The organism is Pseudonocardia sp. Ae150A_Ps1, from assembly GCF_001932315.1.
GTDB lineage: Bacteria > Actinomycetota > Actinomycetes > Mycobacteriales > Pseudonocardiaceae > Pseudonocardia.
This window is the reverse complement of sequence record NZ_MCIJ01000001.1, coordinates 5,295,344-5,317,504: the sequence shown is the minus strand read 5'-3', so window position 1 is coordinate 5,317,504 and position 22,161 is coordinate 5,295,344. Positions and strand designations below refer to the sequence as shown.

Genomic DNA, 22,161 nt, shown 5'->3' with positions numbered 1-22,161 from the left:
CGTGCCGTCCAGTGTTCCACGTCGGCGGGCGTGTGTCCGCCCGGATTCGCGCCGGTCAGGCGGGCCGGTCCCACCAGGAGCGGTCGATCTCGCCGGTCGCGAGCAGGACGGCGGGGCCGTGCAGCACCGTCGTGCCGGTGGCCGCGTCGTCGCCCGCCCCGACGGTCACCCGGAGCCGGCCGCCGGGGGTGTCGACGTGCACGTCACCGGCCGGGTGCCCGGCGGCGCGCAGCGCGGCGACGACGGCCGCGACGGTCCCGGTGCCGCACGCCAGGGTCTCCCCCACGCCCCGCTCGTGCACCCGCATCCGGACGCGCCCGCCGTCGGCCGGGCCGTCCAGCGGGGTCACGAACTCGACGTTGACGCCACGCGGGAACACCTGCGGGTCGACGGCCGGTGCCCGGGTGAGGTCCAGCGCGTCCGGGTCGGTGGCGGTGACGCAGGCCAGGTGCGGGTTGCCGACGTCGAGGGCGATGCCGTCGAACCGGGCGCCACCGGTCGTCGCGACCGAGGCCGGACCGATCGCGACCGGGCCCATGTCGACCGACACGGTGTCGCCGGACAGCGTCGCGGTCCGCACCCCGGCCCGGGTGCCGACGGGGCCTCCGCCGGGCGCCCAGCCGCGCTCGTGCAGGTAGCGGGCGAACACCCGCACCCCGTTGCCGCACATCTCGGCGACCGAGCCGTCGGCGTTGCGGTAGTCCATGAACCACTCGACGCCGGGGACCGGCTCGGGCACCGACTCGTCCCCGGCCAGCTTCGCCCAGCGCACGACGCGCAGGACGCCGTCGGCGCCGATGCCGCCGTGGCGGTCGCAGAGCGCCGCGACCCGTTCCGGGGTCAGGTCGAGCGCGGCGTCGGGATCGGGCAGCACGACGAAGTCGTTCCGGGTGCCGTGGCCCTTGGTGAACTCGATCCCGCCGCTCATGCCACCAGGGTACGAGCGAGCACCGACCGCGCGTCCGCGACCAGGTCCGGGGCCGCGCCGTCGAGCCAGTGGATCCGCTTGTCGCGGCGGAACCAGGACCGCTGCCGCCGCACGAACCGGCGGGTGGCACGGACGGTCTCCTCGCGGACCGCGGCGAGGTCGGGGGCGTCGGGATCCCGTTCGAGTGCCTCGATCACCTGCCGGTACCCCAGTGCCCGGGACGCGGTCCGGCCCTCGGCCAGCCCGTGCGGCAGCAGGCCGCGGGTCTCCTCGACCAGGCCGTCGCCGAGCATCCGGTCCACCCGGAGCGCGACCCGCTCGTCGAGCTCGGCGACGTCGCGGTCGACGCCGAGCAGCACGGCGCCGTAGCGCGGCTCGCCGGTGGTGGGCAGCGTCGCCCGGAACGGGCCGCCGGTCAGCGCGATCACCTCCAGCGCGCGGACGATCCGCCGCCCGTTCGACGGCAGCACCTCGGCGGCCGCCGCGGGATCGACGTCGGCGAGCCTGCGGTGCAGCGCCCCCGGCCCGTCCCGCTCCAGCTCCGCCTCCAGCTCGGCACGCAGCCCCGGATCGGTCCCGGGGAACTCCAGCTCGTCGAGGACCGCCTGGACGTAGAGCCCGGACCCGCCGACCAGCACCGGGGTGCGGCCGCAGGTCCGCAGGCGCTCGATCACGGCGCGCGCCTCGCGCTGGTAGGCGGCGACCGAGGCGGTCTCCCGCACGTCGAGGACGTCGAGCAGGTGGTGCGGCACGCCGCGGCGCTCGGGGACGGGGAGCTTCGCGGTGCCGATGTCGAGGCCGCGGTAGAGCTGCATCGCATCGACGTTGACGACCTCGCCGCCGAGCGCGAGCGCGATCTCCAGGCCGAGGTCGGACTTGCCGGTCGCCGTCGGCCCGACGACGGCGACCAGCCCCGGCCCGCCGTCACCGCCGGCCGTCACGCCGGTTCCCACAGCGCGACGTGGTAGGCGACGCCGTAGGGCATCGAGGTGTGCCGGTGCGCGGCCCGCCAGTCCCGCCCGGACGCGGCGCCGGCGAGGACCTGCCAGGGGGCGCGGCCCGCCGCCCACAGCTCCGCCGCGGCGGACGGGTCGAGCCCGGCGAGCGCGCCGGGCGACGCGTCGTCGAGGGCCGCGGCGACGACGGCGTCGAACGCCTCGGCGCGCTCGTCGAACCCGCCGGGGGCCGTCGTGGAGTGCCGGGCGGCGCCGTCCCCCACGACGAGCAGGCCCGCGTCCTCAGCGGCCAGTGCCGCACCGAGCGCCCGGCAGTCCGCCGGCGGGGCGTCCGGCGCGACCAGCTCGCCGCGCGCCGACCGCACGCCCGCACCGGCCGCCGCCCACGCCGCGACCAGCAGCGGCAGCGGCAGCTCGGCGCCCTCGTCGGCGCCATCCGGGCCGGGGAGGGCGACCGGGACGTCGTGGCCGTACCCGGCGAACGTGCCCCGGGTGCCGGGGGCGACGGTGCGGCGACCGCCCTGGTCCGCGCCGACGACGATCCAGTCCGCGGCGGCCGCGGCGAGTCCCGTCACGACCGCGCCGACGGCCTCGCGCAGCGCCTCGGTCTCGACGGCGGCGTCCCCGCTCAGGTCGGGGACGAGCAGCGGCGGCTGGGGCAGGACGGCGATCGCGGCGGGCACGGCGCCCGAGCGTAGCCAGCGTGGGCGCCCCTCGCCCGGAGCCCCGGCGGAACGCCACCGCGACGCGTCCGGACCGTGCGGTTCGCCGACATCGGACGCCCGTTCGAGGCGCGCACGGTCCCCGGCCGGGGCCTCGGCGGTTCCCCCGGAGGTGGTGGACCTGCTTGAATCTCCATCCCGGCTCCTGGCCACGGCGAGGAGCCCGGTGCGCGCACGGCCCCGGACGGACATCCGGACGGGGCGCCCGCCGGTGATCCGGTGGGCCGAACGAGGAGGACACCGGTGCCCGAGACCAACGCCGCCACGCCCGGAGCACGCCCGCCGAACCCCGGTTCGGTCCCGAAGCCGGGGCCGCGCCCCGGCCCGCGTCCCGGGCCGCCGCCCGGCGCGAAGCCCGGACCGGTGGCGCAGAACGCCGCACCGGTACCGCCGGCCGCGCACCCGTCCCCGGTCCCGTCGGCGGTCGCCGACCCGGGCCGCTGGGGCCGCGCCGACGACGACGGCACCATCACCCTGCTCGGCCCCGACGGCGAGCGGGTGGTCGGCTCGTACCAGGCCGGACCGCCCGCGGAGGGGCTGGAGCACTTCGCCCGCCGGTTCGACGCGCTCGTCACCGAGACCGAGGTGCTGGCCGCCCGGATCGCCGGTGGCGGCGACCCGAAGGCGTCGCTCACCGCGCTGCGCACGCTGATCGCGGGGCTGGAGGAACCGGCCGTCGTCGGTGACGTGGCGGCGCTGCGGACCCGGCTCGACGAGCTCGTCGGCCGCGCCGAGGAGGGCGTCCACGCCGCGCGCGAGGAGCGTGACCGGGCCCGGCACGACGCCGTCGCCCGCAAGGAGGCGCTGATCGTCGAGGCGGAGAAGCTCGCCGAGGAGTCCACCCAGTGGAAGCAGGCGGGTGACCGGTTCAAGGCGATCCTCGACGAGTGGCGCACGATCAAGGGCGTCGACCGCAAGCACGACGAGCAGCTGTGGAAGCGGTACTCGAAGGCGCGGGAGGCGTTCAACCGGCGGCGCGGCTCGCACTTCGCCGACCTGGACCGGCAGCGGGTCGTCGCCAAGGGCCGCAAGGAGGAGCTCGCCGAGCAGGCCGAGGCCCTCGCCGAGTCCGACGAGTGGTCGTCGACCGCGGCCGCCTACCGGGACCTGATGACCGAGTGGAAGGCCGCGGGCCGGGCGCACCGGGAGGCCGACGACGCGCTGTGGTCGCGGTTCCGCGGTGCGCAGGACCGGTTCTTCGCCCGCCGCAACGAGCACTTCTCCGCCCGCGACGCCGAGTTCGCGGAGAACGCCGACGCGAAGCGGGTGCTGCTCGCCGAGGCCGAGAAGATCGACCTCTCGAACCCGGACGCCGCCCGGGCCGCGCTGCGCGACGTCCAGGAACGCTGGGAGGACATCGGCAAGGTCCCGCGCGACGAGATCCGCACCCTCGAGGGGCGGCTGCGCGGGATCGAGGAGAAGGTCGCCGAGGCCGCCGACGCACAGTGGCGCCGGACCGACCCGGAGGCCCAGGCCCGCGTCGAGCAGTTCCGGTCCCGGGTCGAGCAGTTCGAGGCGCAGGCCGAGAAGGCCGAGGCGTCCGGTGACCGCAGGCGGGCCGAGCAGGCCCGTGCCCAGGCGGCCCAGTGGCGGGAGTGGCTGGACGCGGCCGAGCAGTCGGTCAACGAGCTGTAGGTCCCGCCGGTCCGTGCGCGGCCCCGTCCGGGGCCGCGCCGGCCGTTCAGGAACGCGCCAGCGCCGCGCCCGCCCACACGAAGGTCAGCAGCACGACCGCGATCACGCCCAGCACCAGCCCGAACCCGGGCCCGCCCGCGGCGCCGGTCTGCTGCGACCAGATCGCCCAGACACCGTTCACCGACGAGATGCCGCAGCCGAAGGCGGCGAGCCAGGCCAGCACCCACAGCCGGGTGAGCAGGGCCGACGCGGACACGACGATCGCGAACACCGTCAGCGTGACGGAGAACAGCCGGGGCAGCGGGCCCGCCGCACCCCCCGCGAGGACCTCCCAGCCGGGCGCCCCCGCCACCCACGGCAGCAGCAGTGACGCCACCGCGGCGACGACCGCGACCGCGACCAGCATGGCCCGCGTGCCCGGGTCGATCCGCCGGGTCGCGGCCCGGCCGGCGTCGTCGATCTCCGCGCGGGTCTCCGGCGTCACGTCGCTGCTCATCGGATCCTCCTCAGGGGGCCGGGACGGCGCACGGCGACTCGGGTGCCGGCTCCTCGGCCGGCTTCCCGAAGGCGGGCAGTCCCAGGGTGGTGGGCGCGCCGGTGGGCCGGGTCCCGGCCTCGGCCGCGTCCCCGGCACGGGTGCGGCGGTGGGTCGTGACCCCGCCGTCGGCGACGAGATGGTGCGGGGCGCCGTAGTCGATCCGGACGGTGACGAGGTCGCCGGGCCGGATCCCGGTCGCGTCGCCCGGGGCGAAGTGGACGAGCCGCCCGTCGCGCGCCCGGCCGGTGAGCCGGCGGGTGGCGTCGTCCTTGCGGCCCTCGCCGGTGGAGACGAGGAGCTCGACCTCCCGGCCCTCCTGGGCGCGGTTCTCCTCCCAGGAGATCTCCTCCTGGAGGGCGACGAGACGCTCGTAGCGCTCCTGCACGACCTTCTTGGGCAGCTGCCCGTCCATGTCGGCGGCGGGTGTCCCGGGGCGGGGCGAGTACTGGAACGTGAAGGCCTGGGAGAACCGGGCCGCGGCGACGACGTCGAGGGTCGCCTGGAAGTCCTCCTCGGTCTCGCCCGGGAAGCCGACGATGATGTCGGTGGAGATCGCCGCGTGCGGGATGGACTCCCGCACGTCGGACAGGATCCGCAGGAAGCGGTCCGACCGGTAGGAGCGGCGCATCCGGCGCAGGACGGCGTCGGAGCCCGACTGCAGCGGCATGTGCAGCTGCGGGCAGACGTTCGGCGTCTCCGCCATCGCGGCGATCACGTCGGAGGTGAAGTCGCGCGGGTGCGGCGAGGTGAAGCGGACCCGCTCCAGGCCCTCGACGCCGCCGCAGGCCCGCAGCAGCTTCGAGAACGCCTCCCGGTCGCCCATGTCCTGGCCGTAGGCGTTGACGTTCTGGCCGAGCAGCGTCACCTCGAGCACGCCCTCGGTGGCCAGCGCCTCGACCTCGGCGAGCACGTCGCCGGGGCGCCGGTCGCGCTCCTTGCCGCGCAGCGCGGGCACGATGCAGAAGGTGCACGTGTTGTTGCAGCCGACCGAGATCGACACCCAGCCCGCGTAGGCGGACTCGCGGCGGGCCGGCAGCGTCGAGGGGAACACCTCGAGCGACTCGGCGATCTCGACCTGCGCGGTCTCGTTGTGCCGGGCGCGCTCCAGCAGGGTGGGCAGCGCGTGCACGTTGTGCGTGCCGAACACGACGTCGACCCACGGGGCCTTCCGCGTGATCGTGTCGCGGTCCTTCTGGGCGAGGCACCCGCCGACGGCGATCTGCATGTCCGGGTTCGCCTGCTTGCGCGGGCGGAGGTGGCCGAGGTTGCCGTAGAGCTTGTTGTCCGCGTTCTCGCGCACCGCACACGTGTTGAACACGACCACGTCGGCGGCGTCGGGATCCTCGGCCCTGGCGTAGCCCGCCTGCTCCAGCAGACCCGCCATCCGCTCCGTGTCGTGCACGTTCATCTGGCACCCGTAGGTGCGCACGGTGTAGCTGCGGCTCACACCCCGAGGGTAGGCGCCGCCGGGCCCGGCCCGCTGCGCGGGCCCGCGAGGGGAGCCCTCGCGGCGACACGGTGGCACCGCACCGGGAGGATGGCCGGATGACGACCGGGGGCGGCACGGCGCAGCGCGCCCTGTCACGCCGCACCCTGCTCGGGGCCGGGCTGGCGGCGGGCGTCTCGCTCGGTGCCCTCGGCGTCGCAGGCTGCACGGGGCCCGCGCCACCGCCCCGGCTGGTGATCGCCGGCGGCGTGCAGCCGGGCGTCTACATCTCGCTCGCCCGCACGCTGGCCGCCCTCTGGCAGGAACGGCTCGGCCCCGCGACGAGCACCGAGGTGCTGACCACGGCGGGCAGCACCCAGAACATGCAGCTGCTCGTCTCCGGTGCCGCGACCGTGGCGATCAGCCAGGTCGACGTCGCCGCCGACGTCGCCGCGGGCGTCACCGGAGCGACGGAGCCCCTGGCGCTGGCGCGGCTCTACGACGACGTCACCCACGTCGTCGTCCGGCGGGACTCGCGGTTCCGCTCGCTCGACGACCTGCGCGGCGCCCGGGTGTCGATCGGCCCGGCGGGCAGCGGCTACCAGCCGATCGCGCTGCGCCTGCTCGACGTCGCCGGGATCGGGACCGCGGGACTCGGCGAGCAGGCCGGCCTGGGCCTCCCGGACGCGGTGGAGGCGTTGCGCGGCGGCCGGATCGACGCGTTCTTCTGGTCCGGCGGGGTCCCGACCGACGGCATCCGGGAGCTGGCCGACGAGCTGCCGATCCGGCTGCTGGACCTCGGCGCGGTGCTCGACCGGATGCGGGAGCGGTTCCCGGTCTACTCGGTCGGCACGGTGCCCGCGAACACCTACGGCCTGCCCGGCCCGGTGTCGTGCCTGTCGGTGCGCAACGTGCTGCTCGCGACCGCCGGCATGCCCGACACGACGGCGCGCTCGCTGATCGACGCCGCGTTCGCCGGGCAGCCCCGGCTCGCCCAGGCCAGCCCGGCCGCGGTGACCGTCGACTCGCGCTCGGCGATCGGCACCCAGCCGATCGCGCTGCACCCGGGTGCCGTCGAGTTCTACCGCTCGACCAAGGGGTACTGACCGGCGCCGCGGTCACGGATCCGGGTGCTCCGGGACCGGATCGAGCCACAGCGTGACGCGCAGGCCGCCGCCCGGTGCCGGGTCGAGGGCCAGCGTCCCGCCGACCGCCGCCGCCGTCCGGGCGGCGATCGCCAGTCCCAGCCCGCTGCCCTCCACGTTGGTCTGGCCGGGCGCGCGCCAGAACCGGTCGGTGGCCCGGGCACGATCCTCGTCCGGCATGCCGGGCCCGCCGTCGACGACGCTGACCCCGACCCGGCCCGCGACCCGCAGCGTCGCGACCCGGATCCGGCGGCCCCGCGGGGTGTACTTGAGCGCGTTGTCGAGCACCGCGTCGAGCACCCCCTCCAGCCCGGCCGTGCCGATCCGGGCCCGCATCCCCCGCGGCCCGCTGCGCCGCAGCTCCACCCCGTTGTGCTCGGCCAGCGGCTGCCAGTTCTCCACCCGGTCGTCGACGACGTCGTCGAGCTCGGTCCCGGCGGCCTCCGCACCCGTCTCGACCGTCCGCTCCGCCCGGGCCAGCGCGAGCAGCCCGTCCAGCACACCGGACAGCCGCTCGGCCTCCTCCATCGCGGCGAGGTGCTCGTCGGCCGCGCCCGGATCGACCCGGCCGTCCAGGTTGGACAGGCGCAGGCGGAGAGCGGTGAGCGGGTTGCGGAGCTGGTGCGAGGCGTCGGCGACGAAGGCGCGCTGCGCGGCGATCGCCTCCCGGACGGTCTCGGTCATCCGGTCGAACGACCCGGACAGCGACCGCAGCTCCGGCGGTCCGCTGCGGCGGATCGGCGGACCGGGCGGGCCGCCCGCGACGACCGCGGTCCCGACCCGGCCCATCGCCTCGTCGAGCCGCCGGACCGGGCGCAGGATCCACGCGGTGAGCGGCAGCGCCACGAGGGTCCCGGCGAGCAGCGCCAGCAGCGCCGCGCCGGTGATCACCGACCAGGTGCGCAGCTCGGCCGAGCGCAGCGCGTCGGTCGGCGAGACCGTCATCGCGGCGCCGACCACCTCGCCGTCGACCAGGACGGGTTCGGCCAGCACGATCGGCCGGTCGTCCCACGGCATCAGCAGCGGCTCGGTGGCCGAGCGGCGGCCGGCCAGCGCGACCTGCAACCGGGCGGCCGGGTCGCCGGCGAGCTCCGGCAGCCGTTCCGCGGGGCGGGAGGCGGCGAGCAGCGCGCCGGACCGGTCGAACACGGCGACGGCGACGTCGTACACCTCGTCGTAGCGGGTGATCTCGGCGGTGAACGCCGTCGTCGCGGACCGGCCGTCCGGGGACTCGATCAGCGGCCGCTGCGCGGCGGAGGCGAACGAGATCGTGTCGGTCAGCCGGTCGGTGAAGACCTCCTCCTGGCTGCGCTGGGCGTCGGTGAGCGCGAGCGGCACCCCGAGCCCGGCGGCGAGCAGCCCGACGAGCACCAGGACGACCAGCAGCAACCGGCTCCGCATCCCGCTCCCCCGGTCGCCTAGTCCTCGGTGGCGGCGAAGCGGTACCCGACGCCCCGGACGGTGCGGATCAGCTCGGGCCGCCCGAGCTTGGCGCGCAGGGTCGCGACGTGCACGTCCAGCGTCCGGTTCGCACCGGCCCAGCCGCGCCCCCACACCTCGGCGACGATCTGCGCCCGGGTGCAGACGGCGCCGTCGGCGCGGGCGAGCAGCGCGAGCACCTGGAACTCCTTGCGGGTGAGCACGACCTCCTCACCGGCGACCGTGACGGCGTGTCGCTCCGGGTCGATGCGGACGTCCCCCACCGCCACCGGCGCCGCACCCGCCGGGGCCGCGGTGCCGTCGTCGCGCACCTTGCGGCGGCGCTGCACCGCGTGCACGCGGGCGACGAGCTCGCCGATGTCGTAGGGCTTCACCAGGTAGTCGTCGGCGCCGGTGTGCAGGCCCGCGATCCGGTCGGTCACCTCGCCGCGGGCGGTCACCATGAGGACCGGCACCTCGCTGACCGCCCGGATCTCACGGCAGACGTCGAGGCCGTCGGCGTCGGGCAGCCCGAGATCGAGCAGGACGACGTCGACCCCGTCGAGGTGGTCGACCACCCCGCGGCCGTGGTCGAGCCGGGTCGTGGTCATCCCGTGCCGGTGCAGCGCCGGACGCAGCGCGGCCGCGACCCTGTCGTCGTCCTCGATGAGCAGGATGTGCACCCGCGCACCGCCCCTTCCGTTACGTGGCCGAGACCCTAAGGCTTCCTCAAGGTGGTGGACTGCGGTGTCCGTTCCGTCCAGGCTCTCGCCATGTCCGGAGGCAGCATGACCAGCACGCCCGAGTCCCGCACCCCCATGGTCCGGATGACCGGGGTGCAGAAGCACTTCGGCGACCTCCACGTCCTCCGCGACATCGAGCTCGAGGTCGCGCGGGGTGAGGTCGTCGTCGTCCTCGGCCCGTCCGGTTCCGGCAAGTCGACACTCTGCCGGACGATCAACCGGCTGGAGCCCATCGACACCGGGACGATCGAGATCGACGGGACTCCCCTCGCGGCCGAGGGCAAGGCGCTCGCCGCGCTCCGGGCCGACGTCGGAATGGTGTTCCAGTCGTTCAACCTGTTCGCGCACAAGACGATCCTCGAGAACGTCACGCTCGCGCCGATCAAGGTCCGCGGGGTGTCGAAGGCCGAGGCGGAGAAGACCGGCCTGGCCCTGCTGGAGCGCGTCGGTATCGCGAACCAGCGCGACAAGTACCCGGCCCAGCTCTCCGGCGGGCAGCAGCAGCGCGCCGCGATCGCCCGCGCGCTGGCGATGAAGCCGAAGGTCATGCTCTTCGACGAGCCCACCTCCGCACTGGACCCGGAGATGGTCAACGAGGTCCTGGACACGATGACGTCGCTGGCCTCCGAGGGCATGACGATGGTCGTCGTGACCCACGAGATGGGCTTCGCCCGCCGGGCCGCGCACCGGGTGGTGTTCATGAGCGACGGCGAGATCGTCGAGGACTCCACACCGGACGACTTCATTCACCCACCCGCGCAGCGACCGCGCGAAGGACTTCCTGGGCAAGATCCTCAGCCACTGAGCCGAGGTCCGGCCCCCGACCGGCAGCGGCTCCCCGGCCGCCGGTCACCGGAGCACCGTTCCGCCGCACCCGCGGCACCCGTCCCACCACCCGTTCACGAGCGGAGATCATGATGAAGAGAACCCGGATCCTGGTGGCGGCCGCCATGGCCGCCGCCCTGGCACTGGCCGGCTGTGGCCAGGAGGGCTCGCCCGGCGCCGCGGGGTCCGGCTACGAGCCGGCCGTCGCGCAGAACGTGACCGTCGAGGGCTCGCCGACCTTCCAGGCGATGCAGCAGCGCGGCCGCGTCGTCGTCGGTGTGAAGGACGACCAGCCCGGCCTCGGCTTCCGTGACGCGACCACCGGTGAGTTCTCCGGCTTCGACATCGACGTCGCGAAGATGGTCGCCGGCGGGCTCGGCTTCGCGCCGGACCAGATCGACTGGAAGGTCGTCCCGTCCGCGGCCCGCGAGGACGTCATCGAGCGCGGCGAGGTCGACTACTACGTCGGCACCTACACGATCAACGACAAGCGCAAGCAGCGCGTCGGGTTCGCCGGCCCGTACTACACCGCGGGCCAGGGCCTGCTGGTCCGCGCCGACGAGAACGAGATCACCGGGCCGCAGACCCTGCAGGGCAAGACGGTCTGCTCGGTCACCGGTTCGACCCCGATCCAGCGGGTCCGGGACCAGAACCTCACCACCAGCATCGTCGAGTTCCAGACCTACACCCAGTGTGTCGACCAGCTGATCAACGGCCAGGTCGACGCCGTCACCACCGACGACGCGATCCTGCTCGGCTACGCCTCGCAGAACCCGGAGCAGCTGAAGGTCGTCGGCGAGACCTTCTCCGAGGAGCCCTACGGCATCGGCGTGCCGCTCAACGACACGGCGTTCCGCACCAAGGTCAACGACCTGCTGCAGACCGCGATCGACGACGGCACCTGGAAGACGATCTACGACGACACCCTGGGCAAGTCGGGCACCCCGGCCGACCCGCCGCAGATCGAGCGTTACTGACCCACCCGCTCCCCGGGCGTGCGGTGACCCCGTCACCGCACGCCCGGCCGGGGCGGGCGAGCAAGGAAGGAGAACACCGCGGTGGACGTCCTGCTGGACAACATCGACGTGTACTGGCGCGGGCTCGTCGGCACGGTAGGACTGTTCGTCATCGCGGCGATCGGGTCGCTGCTGCTGGGCACCCTCGTCGCGGGCCTGCGGGTCAGCCCGGTCCCGGCGCTGCGCAGCTTCGGGTCCGCGTACGTGACGGTCATGCGGAACACGCCACTCACCCTGGTCCTGTTCTTCTTCGCCTTCGCCTACCCGCGCCTGGAGCTGGTGGAGCTCCCGTTCTTCACCCTCGCCTGCATCGGTCTGACCCTCTACACGGCGGCCTTCGTCTGCGAGGTCGTCCGCTCGGGGATCAACACGGTCCCCGTCGGCCAGGCCGAGGCGGCCCGCGCGCTCGGGTTCACCTTCACCCAGACGCTCGGCCAGGTCGTCCTGCCGCAGGCCGTCCGCGCCGTGGTGCCCCCGATGACGAACGTCCAGATCGCCCTGCTGAAGAACACGACCATCGCGTCCGGCTTCGCGGTGTTCAACATGGGCAACGTGTACAGCGTCCTGTCCGAGCGGGGGTACAACGTGCTGGTCGGCCTGCTCTGGGTGGCGCTGTTCTTCATCATCCTGGTCGCGCCGCTGACCCTGTTGCAGCGCCGCCTCGACGCGCGGTGGGGGGTCGCCCGGTGACCGCCGTGACACGCACCGGAGGTGCACCGACCATGCCCGCCGACGTCCGTCCCACCGGGGAGGCGACATGAGCAGCGTCCTCTACGACGTGCCCGGACCGGCCGCGGTCCGGCGGAACCGGGCGCTCGGCGTCGTCGGCGTCGCCGCCGTCGTCGCGATCGTCGCGTTCGTCCTGTGGCGGTTCTACGACGCCGGTCAGTTCTCCCCGCGCCTGTGGGAGTGGATCACCTACGTCAACATCCAGTACATCCTGCTGGGTGCCCTGTGGGCGACCGTCAGCGCGTTCCTCGTCGCCGCGGTGCTCTCCCTGGTGTTCGGGGCCGTGTTCGCGGGCGGCAGGCTGTCCGACCACCGGTGGGTCAGCGGACCGGCGACGGCGATCGTCGAGTTCTTCCGTGCCATCCCGCTGCTGGTCCTGATCTTCATCCTGTACTTCGGGCTCTCGCAGGGCCTCGGCATCGACATCGACGCCTTCTGGGCCGTGGTGCTCGGCCTGATGCTCTACAACGGGTCGGTGCTGGCCGAGGTCTTCCGGGCCGGCGTCAACGCGGTGCCGCGCGGGCAGCGGGAGGCCGCCTACGCGCTCGGGCTGCGCAAGACCCAGGTGATGACGAACGTGCTGCTCCCGCAGGCGTTCCGGTCGATGCTGCCGACGATCCTGTCGCAGCTCGTGGTGGTCCTGAAGGACACCGCGCTCGGGTTCATCATCCTCTACCCGGAGCTGCTCTACCAGGCGCGTTTCCTCGGCAGCCAGAACCAGCTCGGTGCTCCGATCCTCCCGGTCGCGATCGTCATCGCGGTCATCTACATCGGACTGTGCCTGATCCTGACCGGTTTCTCCCGGCTGGTGGAGAAGCGGCTCGCCCGCGGACCGCGGGCGACGAGCACCCAGGGTCCGGACCAGGCCGCGCCGGCGATGCCGGCGGGCGCGGGCGGCATCACCTGAGCCGGACAGCCTCCGTCCGACGAGCCCCGGGGACCCCGCGTCCCCGGGGCTCGTCGGCGTCTACAGGTGCCGCAGGAACGCGTCCGGGTCGGCGAGGAACCCGCGGGTGAGCACCACCGGCGCGGCGTCGTCGTAGCCGACCTTCCGGATCGCACCGTCGTCGCCGATCTCCAGGATCGTCGCGCCGGGCAGGGCGAGCAGCACCGGTGAGTGCGTCGCGACGACGAACTGGCTGCCCTGCCCGGTCAGGTCGGTCATCCGGCGCAGGACGGCGAGCGCGCCCGTCAGCGAGAGCGCGGCCTCCGGCTCGTCGAGCAGGTAGAGCCCGCGCGGGCCGAAGCGGTGGTTGAGCAGGGCGACGAACGACTCGCCGTGGGACCGCTCGTGGCCGGACCCGCCGTAGGCCGGTAGGAGCGGCGGCCCGCCCGCCCGGTCGAGTCGCTCCACCTCGGTCGCCACGTTGTAGTACGACTCGGCGCGCAGGAAGAAGCTGGTCCGTTCCCGTCCCGGGCGCCGCGCGACCCTCAGGTGTGCCCCGAGGTCGGACTCGCTGCCGCGGGTCGCGAACCGGAACGAGCGTGACCCGCCCTCCGGGTTCAGACCGATCGCGACGGCGAGCGCCTCGACCAGGGTCGACTTGCCGGACCCGTTCTCGCCGACGAGGAACGTGACGCCGGGGTACAGCGGCAGGGCGCCGTGCTCGCGCAGCCACCGGACGGCGGGCAGGTCGAACGGGTAGCCGTCGGCCGGGGCGTCCGGGGCGAGCGACACCCGGGCGACGAAGTGGCCCCCGCGCGCCCCCGCGGTCACAGGTTCTCGATCTCCACCGGCTCGGTGCCTTCCTCGGGGGGCAGGCCGAACCCGAACACCCGCCCGTAGAAGGCGAGCTCCGCGTCGAGCGCCCGGCGGATGTTCTCCGCCTTCCGGAAGCCGTGCTGCTCCCCGGCGAAGAGCAGGTAGGCGACCGGGACCCCGCGCTCGCGCAGCGCGTCGACGATCATCTCGGACTGGTTCGGCGGGACGATCGCGTCCTCGTCGCCCTGCAGCACGATCAGCGGCGTGGAGAACGCGTCGACGTGGGTGAGCGGGGAGCGCTCGGTGTAGACGTCGCGGGCGCCGGGCCAGGGGCCGACGAGACCGTCGAGGTAGCGGGACTCGAACTTGTGGGTGTCCGCGGCGAGCGCCGCCAGGTCGGCGACGCCGAAGTGGTCGGCACCGGCGGAGAACGGGGTGTCCTCCCGGGCCAGCGCGGCGAGCGTGGTGAACCCGCCCGCGGACCCGCCGCGGATGGCCATCCGATGTGGGTCGACCCGGCCGGTGTCGGCGAGCGTCCGCGCGGCGGCGAGGCAGTCGGCGACGTCGACCAGGCCCCACGCGCCCTTCAGCTGCTCGCGGTAGGCGCGCCCGTACCCGGTGGACCCGCCGTAGTCGACGTCGACGACTCCGAACCCGCGGCTCGTCCAGTACTGCACGCCGACGGCGAGCACCGGCACCGCCGACCCGGTCGGCCCGCCGTGGATGACGACGAGCAGCGGCGGGAGCTCGCCCTCGGGGGCGTCGCCCATCCCGAGCGGCGGGTAGTACAGCGCGTAGCCGGTGCGCGGGCTGCCCGCGGCGTCGGACGACAGGAACTGGATCGGCTCCGGGACCGAGATCGTCTCCGGGTGCAGGCCGAGGTCCCGCGGCGGCCGCAGCGTCTGCACCCCGGCCGCGCCCGGCTCCCCCGCACTCGTCGGCGCGGGGACGACGCGGTGCACGCCCGGCTCCGCCGTCGGGCTGCCGGCCACGCAGACCACGGCGTGCGGCCCGTCGGCACGCACCGACCCGATCGCCGAGAACGGAGTGTCGAGCTCGGAGACCTGCCCGTTCAGCTCGCGGACGGCGAGCGCGTCGAACCCGTGCGACGACCGCGCGAACACGACCCGGCCGTCGTCGAGGAGGGTGTAGCGGGAGCCGCCGAGCGACCAGCCGGGGACCCCGATCTCCGAGTCGGTCCGGACCAGCGGCTCGATGTCCTCGCCGGGCATCCAGCGGTAGAGGTTCCACCAGCCGGTGCGGTCGGACAGGAAGGTGAGCGAGCCGTCGGGCTGCCACTGCGGCTCGGTGACCGACTCCCCCGGCCCGCCCGCGACGACGACGTCCACCCCGGACGCGAGGTCCCGCACGGTGAGCTCGACGTCGTCCCACGGCATCGACGGGTGGTCCCAGGACAGCCAGGCCAGGGTCGCGCCGTCCGGGGAGATCCGCGGCGCGGCGACGAAGTCCGGGCCGGTCACGACGACCTCCGGCGCGGACGGTTCGCGCGCGTCGAGCCGGACGATCTCGTTGACGACGTCGGTGGCGGGGCAGCCCGCGGACGGGTGGTGCTCGCGCACCGCGACCAGCCAGGACCCGTCGGGCGCGACGTCGCCGTCGGCGTAGCGGTCACCGCGCGGGACGTCCGGCTCCGGGGTCAGCGCCACCGGTGCGGCGCCGCGGTCGAGCCGGTACAGCCGCTGGTCGGCCCACTCGACGTACCAGACGACGCCGGGGCTGCCCGCGTGCAGCCACCAGGCGCCGCCGCCGTACTCGTGGACCGCGGTGCGCGCGTTGGCGCCGTCGGGCAGCAGGTCGGTGCGGGTGCCGTCGTCGGTGCGGCGGACGAGCTGGATGCGCCCGCCCTCGGTCGCGCGGCCCTCGGCCCAGATCACGCCGGTGCCCTCCGCACCGGGGGCGCCGTCCGGACGGACGTCGCCGAGCCGCACCGCGGCCGTCACCACCAGTTCCGACGTCACCGGTGTCGGCCAGGACCCGTAGCCCGAGATCGTCACGGCACCCACGCTAGTTGCTCGGCGGCGGTCCGGGACACGCCCCCGTCAGCGGCGGACCGCGACCGCCTCGCGGAGGAGCCGCACCGCGACCGGCAGCGACCCGGGCCGCAGGACCGGCGCGATGCCGAGCACCCCGCGCATGCCCGGCCACCAGCGGACCTGCCCGTCGGTCCGCACGACACCGACGGCCGGTGACCGGCATCCCGCGACGGCGGCGGGCAGGTTCGGGTAGATCTCGGCGAGCCGCGGCTCCCGGCAGGACCGTGCGCGCACCCGGACGGTCACGCAGCCCGGCAGCTCCTGTGCGATCCGCGAGCACGTGGCGCAGCGCGCGTCGTGCACCACGACCAGCTCCCGGATCCGCGTGCGCGCCACCCGGGCATCATCGCCCCAGCAGCGTCCCGGCCAGCTGCGCGGGGTGCGAGAGCATCGGATGGTGCGAGCCCGGGACCGCCTCGGGGACGACACCGCGCAGCCTGCGGGCCACCACCGTCCGCATGAACGCCGACGGGAACAGCTTGTCGTCGCGGCACAGCAGGAACCGGGTCGGGACGTCCGGCCAGCCGTCCCGCGGCCACGGCTGCTCCCACGCCGTCGACGACTGGTCGCGGTCGTGGCGCAGCGCCTCGGCGGCGACCTCGTCGGGGACGTCGTGGAAGAACAGGGCGACGACGTCGTCGGGGTCCCGGCCGTCCCGCGCGTCCTGGTCCGCCAGCGCGGCGGCGGCCCCGGTCGCGGCACCCCACCCGGACGCGGGCTCACCGGGCGCCGGGACCATCGCCGTCACCAGCACCAGCTCGCGCACGGCGAGGCGGTCACACACCAGCGGCGCGGTGAACCCGCCGAAGGAGTGCGCGACGACGACCAGGTCGTCCGGCTCCCCGTCACCCCCGGCCTTCACCGCCTCGACGACGGCGTCGGCGTAGTCCTCCAGGCGGGCGCCGTCGTCGTCGCAGGGCAGGTCAACCGGGACGGCGCGGTGTCCCCGGCCGGTCAGCTCCCACATCAGCGGGCCCCAGTACCAGGTGTCGGTCCCGGCCCCGGGCACCAGCGCGAACGTCGTCATGGTCCTACGACCGGCGCCGGCGCCGGAACTCATCGGCGCTGCTTCTCGTCTGTGCTGCTTCTCGTCGGTGCCGCGGCCGCCGGGCCGCCGGTACGCTCGGTGGCCCGTCCGTCAGGAGTGCCGATGAGCGAGCCCACGCCGAACCCGCCCGCCGTGCCGGACCCGGACGTGCCCGGCAACCCCGTCGAGCCGGTCGGCGACTACACGGAGTCCGGTGCCCCGACCTTCGAGTTCGTGCGCGACCGGATCGAGGGGCGCGCCGCGACGGCCGCCGCCGCGGAGGAGCTCGCCGGCGGGGACACCCGCGCCCGGGAGGCGGAGGACGCCTTCGCCGACCGGGAGCGCAAGGCCGCCGACCGGCTGGAGGAGATCCGCCGCTCGATGGGGCGCTGAGGCCGGAGCTCCGCCGGGCCGCCCTGCCGCGACGACGGCGCCGGGCAGTGGCGACGGCGCCGGGCGGTGACGGCCGCCCCGGGACGACGGGGGGCGAGCCGCTCGGGTGACCGCCGACTGGTCTCGCCCGCGCCGTCCCCGACCACTGCCGCCCCGGGTGTGTGTCCGGTGAACTCGCTGCCCCAGGCAGCGATCTCAGCGGACCCCCTGGTCCGCGGCACCGCCCGGCGGGCGGTGACACGGACGGGGACACGGACGGCGGCGACGCGGACGGGCCGACGGCCCGCCGCGCCGCGGGGCAGCTCTCAGGACCCCGGCCGTCGGAAGATCTTGCTCCCCAGCCAGACCAGCGGGTCGTACTTCCGGTCGACCGCCCGTTCCTTCATCGGGATCAGCGCGTTGTCGGTGATCTTGATGTGCTCGGGGCAGACCTCGGTGCAGCACTTGGTGATGTTGCAGAACCCCAGTCCGTGCTCCTCCTGCGCCTCGACCGCGCGGTTGCCGTGCGCGTCGAGCGGGTGCATGTCGAGCTCGGCGGTGCGCATCAGGTACCGCGGCCCGGCGAACGCCTCCTTGTTCTCCTCGTGGTCGCGGACCACGTGGCAGGTGTTCTGGCACAGGTAGCACTCGATGCACTTGCGGAACTCCTGGCTCCGCTCGACGTCGACCTGCTGCATCCGGTACTCGCCCGGCTCGACGCCCTCCGGTGGCACGAACGACGGGATCTCGCGGGCCTTCGTGTAGTTGAACGACACGTCGGTCACCAGGTCCCGGATCACCGGGAAGGTCCGCAGCGGCGTGACCGTGACGACCTCGTTCTCGTCGAACGTGTTCATCCGCGTCATGCACAACAGCCGCGGCCGGCCGTTGATCTCGGCCGAGCAGGAGCCGCACTTCCCGGCCTTGCAGTTCCAGCGGACGGCGAGATCTCCTGCCTCGGTCGCCTGCAGGCGGTGGATGACGTCGAGGACGACCTCGCCCTCGTTCACCTCGACCGGGTAGTCGACGAGCTCGCCCTTGGTGTCGTCACCCCGCCAGACGCGGAAGTGCTGCAGGTGGGAGCCCTTCTCGGTACTGGTCACTGGGATCCCTCCGCACGGTGACCGCCCAGCTCGTCACCGGTGTAGTACTTCTTCAGCTCGTCCATCTCGAACAGGTCGAACAGGTCGGACCGCATCGCGATCTGCTCCTGCCGGGTCAGCTCGACGTTGTCCTCGCCCAGCGCGGAGCAGACCAGCAGCAGGTGCCGCCAGTCCGAGTCCATGACCGGGTGGTCGTCGCGGGTGTGCCCACCGCGGGACTCCTGGCGTTCCAGGGCCGCCTTCCCGACGCACAGCGAGACCAGCAGCATGTTCCGCAGGTCGAGCGCCAGGTGCCAGCCCGGGTTGAACTGCCGGTGCCCCTCGACCGAGACCGTCCGGGTCCGGGTCGCGATGTCCTCGAGCTTCTTGAGGGCCATCTCCATCTCGTCGCCCTTGCGGATGATCCCGACGAGCTCGTGCATCGTCTTCTGCAGCTCCTGCTGCACGACGAACGGGTTCTCCCCACCCTCGGTCGCCGTGGAGAACGGCAGCAGCGCGCGGTCCAGGGCCCGGTCGACGTCGGCCTCCGCGACGACGGGCCGGCCGCGGTCGGCGTGCTGTGCGGCGTGCAGCCCGGCGCGGCGGCCGAACACCAGCAGGTCCGACAGCGAGTTCCCGCCGAGCCGGTTGGAGCCGTGCATCCCGCCGGCGACCTCACCGGCCGCGAACAGTCCCGGCACCCGCGACATCGCGGTGTCCGGCTCGACCTCGACCCCACCCATCACGTAGTGGCAGGTCGGGCCGACCTCCATCGGCTCCTTCGTGATGTCGACGTCGGCCAGCTCCTTGAACTGGTGGTGCATCGACGGCAGCCGCTTGAGGATCTCCTCGGGCTTCAGCCGGGTGGAGACGTCGAGGAACACGCCACCGTGGTCGGTCCCGCGGCCGGCCTTCACCTCGGAGTTGATCGCCCGGGCGACCTCGTCCCGGGGCAGCAGTTCCGGCGGACGCCGGTTGTTGTCCGGGTCGGTGTACCAGCGGTCGCCCTCCTCCTCGGAGGTCGCGTACTGCTCCTTGAACACGTCCGGGACGTAGGAGAACATGAACCGCTCGCCGTCGGTGTTGCGCAGCACGCCGCCGTCGCCGCGGACCGACTCGGTGACCAGCAGGCCCCGCACCGACGGCGGCCACACCATCCCGGTGGGGTGGAACTGCAGGAACTCCATGTTGATCAGCGAGGCGCCGGCCCGCAGGGCCAGGGCGTGGCCGTCGCCGGTGTACTCCCACGAGTTCGACGTGACCGAGTAGCTCTTCCCGACGCCGCCGGTCGCCAGCACGATCGCCGGCGCGTCGAACCGGACGAACCGGCCGTCGTCGCGGAAGCAGCCGAAGCACCCGGAGATCGCGCCGTCGGTCGTGAACAGCTCGGTGATGGTGCACTCGTGGAAGACCCGGATCCGGGCCTCGTAGTCGCCGGTCTCGGCGAAGTCCTCCTGCTGCAGCGAGACGACCTTCTGCTGCAGGGTGCGGATCAGCTCGAGCCCGGTCCGGTCCCCGACGTGCGCCAGCCGCGGGTAGGTGTGCCCGCCGAAGTTCCGCTGGCTGATCTTGCCGTCCTTCGTGCGGTCGAACAGCGCGCCGTAGGTCTCGAGCTCCCAGACCCGGTCCGGGGCCTCCTTGGCGTGCAGCTCCGCCATCCGCCAGTTGTTGAGGAACTTCCCGCCGCGCATGGTGTCGCGGAAGTGGACCTGCCAGTTGTCGTTCGGGTTGGCGTTGCCCATCGACGCCGCGCAGCCGCCCTCGGCCATCACGGTGTGCGCCTTGCCGAACAGCGACTTGGAGATGATCGCGGTCCGCTTGCCCTGCAGCCGCGCCTCGATCGCCGCCCGCAGGCCGGCACCACCGGCCCCGATGACGACGACGTCGTACTCGTGACGCTCGATCTCTTCGGACATCTCAGGTCACCCCACGATCCGCAGGTCGGAGATCCAGCCGGCGGAGACGGCCATGACGTAGAAGTCGGTCAGGGCGAGGCTGACCAGCGTCGCCCAGGCGTACCCCATGTGATGGGTGTTGAGCTTCGAGACCTGGGTCCACAGCTTGTAGCGGACCGGGTGCTTCGAGAAGTGGTTGAGCCGGCCGCCGACCGCGCTGCGGCACGAGTGGCACGACAGCGTGTAGCCGAACAGCAGCACGACGTTCACGACCAGGATGATGTTGCCCAGCCCCAGGCCGAATCCGCCGCCGGGCTTGGCGAAGGAGACCACCGCGTCGTAGGCGTTGACGAGCGTGATGAGCCCGGCGATGTAGAAGAAGTAGCGGTGCGCGTTCTGCAGGATCAGCGGGAACCGCGTCTCACCCGTGTAGCGCTGGTGCGGCTCCGCGACCGCACAGGCCGGCGGGGACAGCCAGAACGCCCGGTAGTAGGCCTTCCGGTAGTAGTAGCAGGTCAGCCGGAACAGCAGCAGGAACGGCAGCGAGATCGCCGCGTACGGCAGCCACCACACGTCCGGCAGGAACCTGCCGAAGTGCGCGGCGCCCTCGACACAGCCGACCGAGGCGCACGGCGAGTAGAACGGCGTCAGGTAGCCGTACTCGGCGACGTAGTAGTAGTCCTGCATGAACGCGCGGACCGTCGCGTAGGCCACCCAGGCCACGAACGCGACGAACGTCGCGAGCGGTGGTAGCCACCATCTGTCGGTGCGCAGCGTGCGTGCGGCGATCGTCGCCCGGCCCGAGCCGGTCCGGCCGCTGGTGTCAGTGGTGGATGACACGCGCGGGAGCTCCTGTCGTCTCGACGACGTCGGCGGCCCCGTCGCCCCGGGGGGTCCCGGCCCGACACACCTGACACGACGCCGTGTCCTGTCGATCCTCGTCCGTCGCACGAGGAGCACGACGGTCGCCAGAGCGTACGACCCGGATCACATGTGATCTACGTCGGCATCCGGAATGTGACCCGGATCGAGACGTGACTCACAGGTCACGCGCCGTCGAGAGCCGATCCGCGGAGCGTGACGGCCGCCGGCGCCGTCGTGCGGCCCCACCCGGCACGACGACGGCCCGGCCCACCCCCGCGTGCGGAGGTGGACCGGGCCGTCGGTCCCCGGTGCGGCACGAGGCCGCCCCGGCTCACTTCTTCCTGCCGCCCACCGTGGCCGCGAGGTAGTCGCGGTTCAGCTGGGAGATCACGTCGAGCGGGATCTCCTTCGGGCAGGCCGTGGCGCAGGCGCCGGTGTTGGTGCAGCCACCGAAGCCGGCGTCCTCGTGGGTCTCCACCATGTTGACGACGCGCTCCCACCGCTCGGGCTGGCCCTGCGGCAGCTCCCCGAGGTGGGTCAGCTTCGCCCCCAGGAACAGCGACGCCGACCCGTTCGGGCAGGCCGCGACGCAGGCACCGCAGCCGATGCAGTTCGCCGCGGCGAACGAGCGGTCGGCCTGCGCCTTCGGCACGGCGTTGGCGTTGGCCTCCGGGGCCGAGCCGGTGTTCGCCGAGACGTAGCCGCCCGCCTGGATGATCTTGTCGAAGGAGCCCCGGTCGACGACCAGGTCCTTGATCACCGGGAACGACCCCGACCGGAACGGCTCGATGACGATGGTGTCGCCGTCGGAGTAGTGCCGCATGTGCAGCTGGCAGGTGGTCGTCGCCCGCTGCGGGCCGTGCGGCTGGCCGTCGATGACCATGCTGCAGGCACCGCAGATGCCCTCACGGCAGTCGTGGTCGAACGCGACCGGCTCGTCGCCGGAGAGGATGAGCCTCTCGTTGAGCACGTCCAGCATCTCGAGGAACGACATGTCCTCGTCGGCCTCGACGTCGTAGGTGGCCAGGCGACCCTTGTCGACCGCGTCGCGCTGACGCCACACCTTCAGAGTCAGTTTCACGT

21 protein-coding genes and 1 pseudogene are annotated in these 22,161 nt (G+C 73.8%); 7 read left to right on the top strand and 15 right to left on the bottom strand.

Features of this window, described 5'->3' with window-relative positions; genetic code table 11:
* Positions 1–55 precede the first annotated feature (55 nt).
* Genes dapF through Ae150APs1_RS25025 form a run of 3 tightly spaced genes read right to left on the bottom strand, consistent with a single transcriptional unit; the run spans position 56 to position 2,567 of the window.
* Entirely contained in the window at positions 56–928 is an 873-nt protein-coding gene (gene dapF / locus Ae150APs1_RS25035; protein ID WP_075300687.1) for a diaminopimelate epimerase, read from the bottom strand.
* The gene (gene miaA / locus Ae150APs1_RS25030) at positions 925–1,869 is read right to left on the bottom strand and encodes a tRNA (adenosine(37)-N6)-dimethylallyltransferase MiaA (protein WP_075302575.1); all 945 of its coding nucleotides are present in this window, start codon (positions 1,867–1,869) and stop codon (positions 925–927) included. The genes dapF and miaA overlap by 4 nt, the downstream gene beginning before the upstream one ends.
* Entirely contained in the window at positions 1,866–2,567 is a 702-nt protein-coding gene (locus tag Ae150APs1_RS25025; protein WP_075300685.1) for a hypothetical protein, read from the bottom strand. Before Ae150APs1_RS25025 ends, miaA begins: the two co-directional genes overlap by 4 nt.
* Positions 2,568–2,969: 402 nt before the next feature.
* On the opposite strand from Ae150APs1_RS25025, the gene Ae150APs1_RS25020 reads away from it, so the two are divergent.
* Positions 2,970–4,241 carry a DUF349 domain-containing protein gene (locus Ae150APs1_RS25020; protein WP_075302573.1) on the top strand — a complete coding sequence of 424 codons (1,272 nt, stop codon included), beginning with the start codon at positions 2,970–2,972 and terminating at the stop codon, positions 4,239–4,241.
* 46 nt (positions 4,242–4,287) lie between these two features.
* Here the strand turns inward: Ae150APs1_RS25020 and Ae150APs1_RS25015 are convergent, their stop codons facing one another.
* Positions 4,288–4,737 carry a hypothetical protein gene (locus tag Ae150APs1_RS25015; protein WP_075300683.1) on the bottom strand — a complete coding sequence of 150 codons (450 nt, stop codon included), beginning with the start codon at positions 4,735–4,737 and terminating at the stop codon, positions 4,288–4,290.
* Positions 4,738–4,747: 10 nt separating this feature from the next.
* A complete protein-coding gene (gene miaB, locus Ae150APs1_RS25010; RefSeq protein WP_075300681.1) occupies positions 4,748–6,226 on the bottom strand; it encodes a tRNA (N6-isopentenyl adenosine(37)-C2)-methylthiotransferase MiaB in 1,479 nt (492 codons plus the stop codon).
* 98 nt (positions 6,227–6,324) lie between these two features.
* Between miaB and Ae150APs1_RS25005 the strand changes: the two genes are divergently transcribed.
* Positions 6,325–7,311, top strand: coding sequence for a TAXI family TRAP transporter solute-binding subunit (locus Ae150APs1_RS25005; RefSeq protein WP_075300679.1), 987 nt, complete (start codon positions 6,325–6,327; stop codon positions 7,309–7,311).
* A gap of 12 nt (positions 7,312–7,323) precedes the next feature.
* Here the strand turns inward: Ae150APs1_RS25005 and Ae150APs1_RS25000 are convergent, their stop codons facing one another.
* Both Ae150APs1_RS25000 and Ae150APs1_RS24995 read right to left on the bottom strand, forming a co-directional pair.
* The gene (locus Ae150APs1_RS25000; protein WP_075300677.1) at positions 7,324–8,751 is read right to left on the bottom strand and encodes a HAMP domain-containing sensor histidine kinase; all 1,428 of its coding nucleotides are present in this window, start codon (positions 8,749–8,751) and stop codon (positions 7,324–7,326) included.
* 17 nt (positions 8,752–8,768) lie between these two features.
* Positions 8,769–9,452: a response regulator transcription factor gene (locus tag Ae150APs1_RS24995; RefSeq protein WP_075300675.1), complete on the bottom strand. Its 684-nt coding sequence runs from the start codon at positions 9,450–9,452 to the stop codon at positions 8,769–8,771.
* A gap of 135 nt (positions 9,453–9,587) precedes the next feature.
* Between Ae150APs1_RS24995 and Ae150APs1_RS24990 the strand changes: the two are divergent.
* From Ae150APs1_RS24990 to Ae150APs1_RS24975, 4 genes and pseudogenes are all read left to right on the top strand, one after another.
* Positions 9,588–10,317, top strand: a pseudogene (locus tag Ae150APs1_RS24990) (amino acid ABC transporter ATP-binding protein).
* A 109-nt stretch (positions 10,318–10,426) separates the two neighbouring features.
* Positions 10,427–11,314 carry a glutamate ABC transporter substrate-binding protein gene (locus tag Ae150APs1_RS24985; protein ID WP_075300673.1) on the top strand — a complete coding sequence of 296 codons (888 nt, stop codon included), beginning with the start codon at positions 10,427–10,429 and terminating at the stop codon, positions 11,312–11,314.
* A gap of 81 nt (positions 11,315–11,395) precedes the next feature.
* Positions 11,396–12,043 carry an amino acid ABC transporter permease gene (locus Ae150APs1_RS24980; RefSeq protein ID WP_075300671.1) on the top strand — a complete coding sequence of 216 codons (648 nt, stop codon included), beginning with the start codon at positions 11,396–11,398 and terminating at the stop codon, positions 12,041–12,043.
* A gap of 67 nt (positions 12,044–12,110) precedes the next feature.
* Complete coding sequence (locus Ae150APs1_RS24975; RefSeq protein ID WP_075300668.1) at positions 12,111–12,989, top strand: amino acid ABC transporter permease; 879 nt, start codon at positions 12,111–12,113, stop codon at positions 12,987–12,989.
* A 60-nt stretch (positions 12,990–13,049) separates the two neighbouring features.
* Here Ae150APs1_RS24975 and Ae150APs1_RS24970 read toward each other — a convergent pair whose 3' ends face one another.
* The 4 genes from Ae150APs1_RS24970 to Ae150APs1_RS24955 are packed head-to-tail and all read right to left on the bottom strand — an operon-like array spanning position 13,050 to position 16,898.
* The gene (locus Ae150APs1_RS24970; protein WP_075300666.1) at positions 13,050–13,799 is read right to left on the bottom strand and encodes an AAA family ATPase; all 750 of its coding nucleotides are present in this window, start codon (positions 13,797–13,799) and stop codon (positions 13,050–13,052) included.
* Complete coding sequence (locus tag Ae150APs1_RS24965; RefSeq protein WP_249266472.1) at positions 13,796–15,799, bottom strand: S9 family peptidase; 2,004 nt, start codon at positions 15,797–15,799, stop codon at positions 13,796–13,798. The genes Ae150APs1_RS24970 and Ae150APs1_RS24965 overlap by 4 nt, the downstream gene beginning before the upstream one ends.
* Before the next feature lie 45 nt (positions 15,800–15,844).
* Positions 15,845–16,174 carry a hypothetical protein gene (locus tag Ae150APs1_RS24960; protein ID WP_075300662.1) on the bottom strand — a complete coding sequence of 110 codons (330 nt, stop codon included), beginning with the start codon at positions 16,172–16,174 and terminating at the stop codon, positions 15,845–15,847.
* Between the two features lie 7 nt (positions 16,175–16,181).
* Positions 16,182–16,898, bottom strand: a complete 717-nt coding sequence (locus Ae150APs1_RS24955; protein WP_249265953.1) for an alpha/beta hydrolase — start codon at positions 16,896–16,898, stop codon at positions 16,182–16,184.
* Positions 16,899–16,988: 90 nt separating this feature from the next.
* Here Ae150APs1_RS24955 and Ae150APs1_RS24950 point away from each other — a divergent pair, with 90 nt between their 5' ends.
* Entirely contained in the window at positions 16,989–17,258 is a 270-nt protein-coding gene (locus Ae150APs1_RS24950; RefSeq protein ID WP_249266471.1) for a hypothetical protein, read from the top strand.
* A 305-nt stretch (positions 17,259–17,563) separates the two neighbouring features.
* Here Ae150APs1_RS24950 and Ae150APs1_RS24945 read toward each other — a convergent pair whose 3' ends face one another.
* From Ae150APs1_RS24945 to Ae150APs1_RS24930, 4 genes are all read right to left on the bottom strand, one after another.
* Positions 17,564–18,340 carry a succinate dehydrogenase/fumarate reductase iron-sulfur subunit gene (locus Ae150APs1_RS24945; protein WP_075300660.1) on the bottom strand — a complete coding sequence of 259 codons (777 nt, stop codon included), beginning with the start codon at positions 18,338–18,340 and terminating at the stop codon, positions 17,564–17,566.
* Positions 18,337–20,235, bottom strand: coding sequence for a fumarate reductase/succinate dehydrogenase flavoprotein subunit (locus Ae150APs1_RS24940; protein ID WP_075300658.1), 1,899 nt, complete (start codon positions 20,233–20,235; stop codon positions 18,337–18,339). Before Ae150APs1_RS24940 ends, Ae150APs1_RS24945 begins: the two co-directional genes overlap by 4 nt.
* Positions 20,236–20,241: 6 nt before the next feature.
* Positions 20,242–21,054 carry a hypothetical protein gene (locus tag Ae150APs1_RS24935; protein ID WP_075300656.1) on the bottom strand — a complete coding sequence of 271 codons (813 nt, stop codon included), beginning with the start codon at positions 21,052–21,054 and terminating at the stop codon, positions 20,242–20,244.
* A gap of 355 nt (positions 21,055–21,409) precedes the next feature.
* Entirely contained in the window at positions 21,410–22,159 is a 750-nt protein-coding gene (locus Ae150APs1_RS24930) for a succinate dehydrogenase/fumarate reductase iron-sulfur subunit (protein WP_010224776.1), read from the bottom strand.
* Between the last annotated feature and the right edge of the window lie 2 nt (positions 22,160–22,161).

Coding starts and splice junctions, on each gene's coding strand:
- dapF (WP_075300687.1), bottom strand. CDS start 928: ATGAGCGGCGGGATCGAGTTCACCAAGGGCCACGGCACCCGGAACGAC.
- Ae150APs1_RS25015 (WP_075300683.1), bottom strand. CDS start 4,737: ATGAGCAGCGACGTGACGCCGGAGACCCGCGCGGAGATCGACGACGCC.
- Ae150APs1_RS25005 (WP_075300679.1), top strand. CDS start 6,325: ATGACGACCGGGGGCGGCACGGCGCAGCGCGCCCTGTCACGCCGCACC.
- Ae150APs1_RS25000 (WP_075300677.1), bottom strand. CDS start 8,751: ATGCGGAGCCGGTTGCTGCTGGTCGTCCTGGTGCTCGTCGGGCTGCTC.
- Ae150APs1_RS24985 (WP_075300673.1), top strand. CDS start 10,427: ATGATGAAGAGAACCCGGATCCTGGTGGCGGCCGCCATGGCCGCCGCC.
- Ae150APs1_RS24975 (WP_075300668.1), top strand. CDS start 12,111: ATGAGCAGCGTCCTCTACGACGTGCCCGGACCGGCCGCGGTCCGGCGG.
- Ae150APs1_RS24955 (WP_249265953.1), bottom strand. CDS start 16,898: ATGAGTTCCGGCGCCGGCGCCGGTCGTAGGACCATGACGACGTTCGCG.
- Ae150APs1_RS24950 (WP_249266471.1), top strand. CDS start 16,989: ATGAGCGAGCCCACGCCGAACCCGCCCGCCGTGCCGGACCCGGACGTG.
- Ae150APs1_RS24940 (WP_075300658.1), bottom strand. CDS start 20,235: ATGTCCGAAGAGATCGAGCGTCACGAGTACGACGTCGTCGTCATCGGG.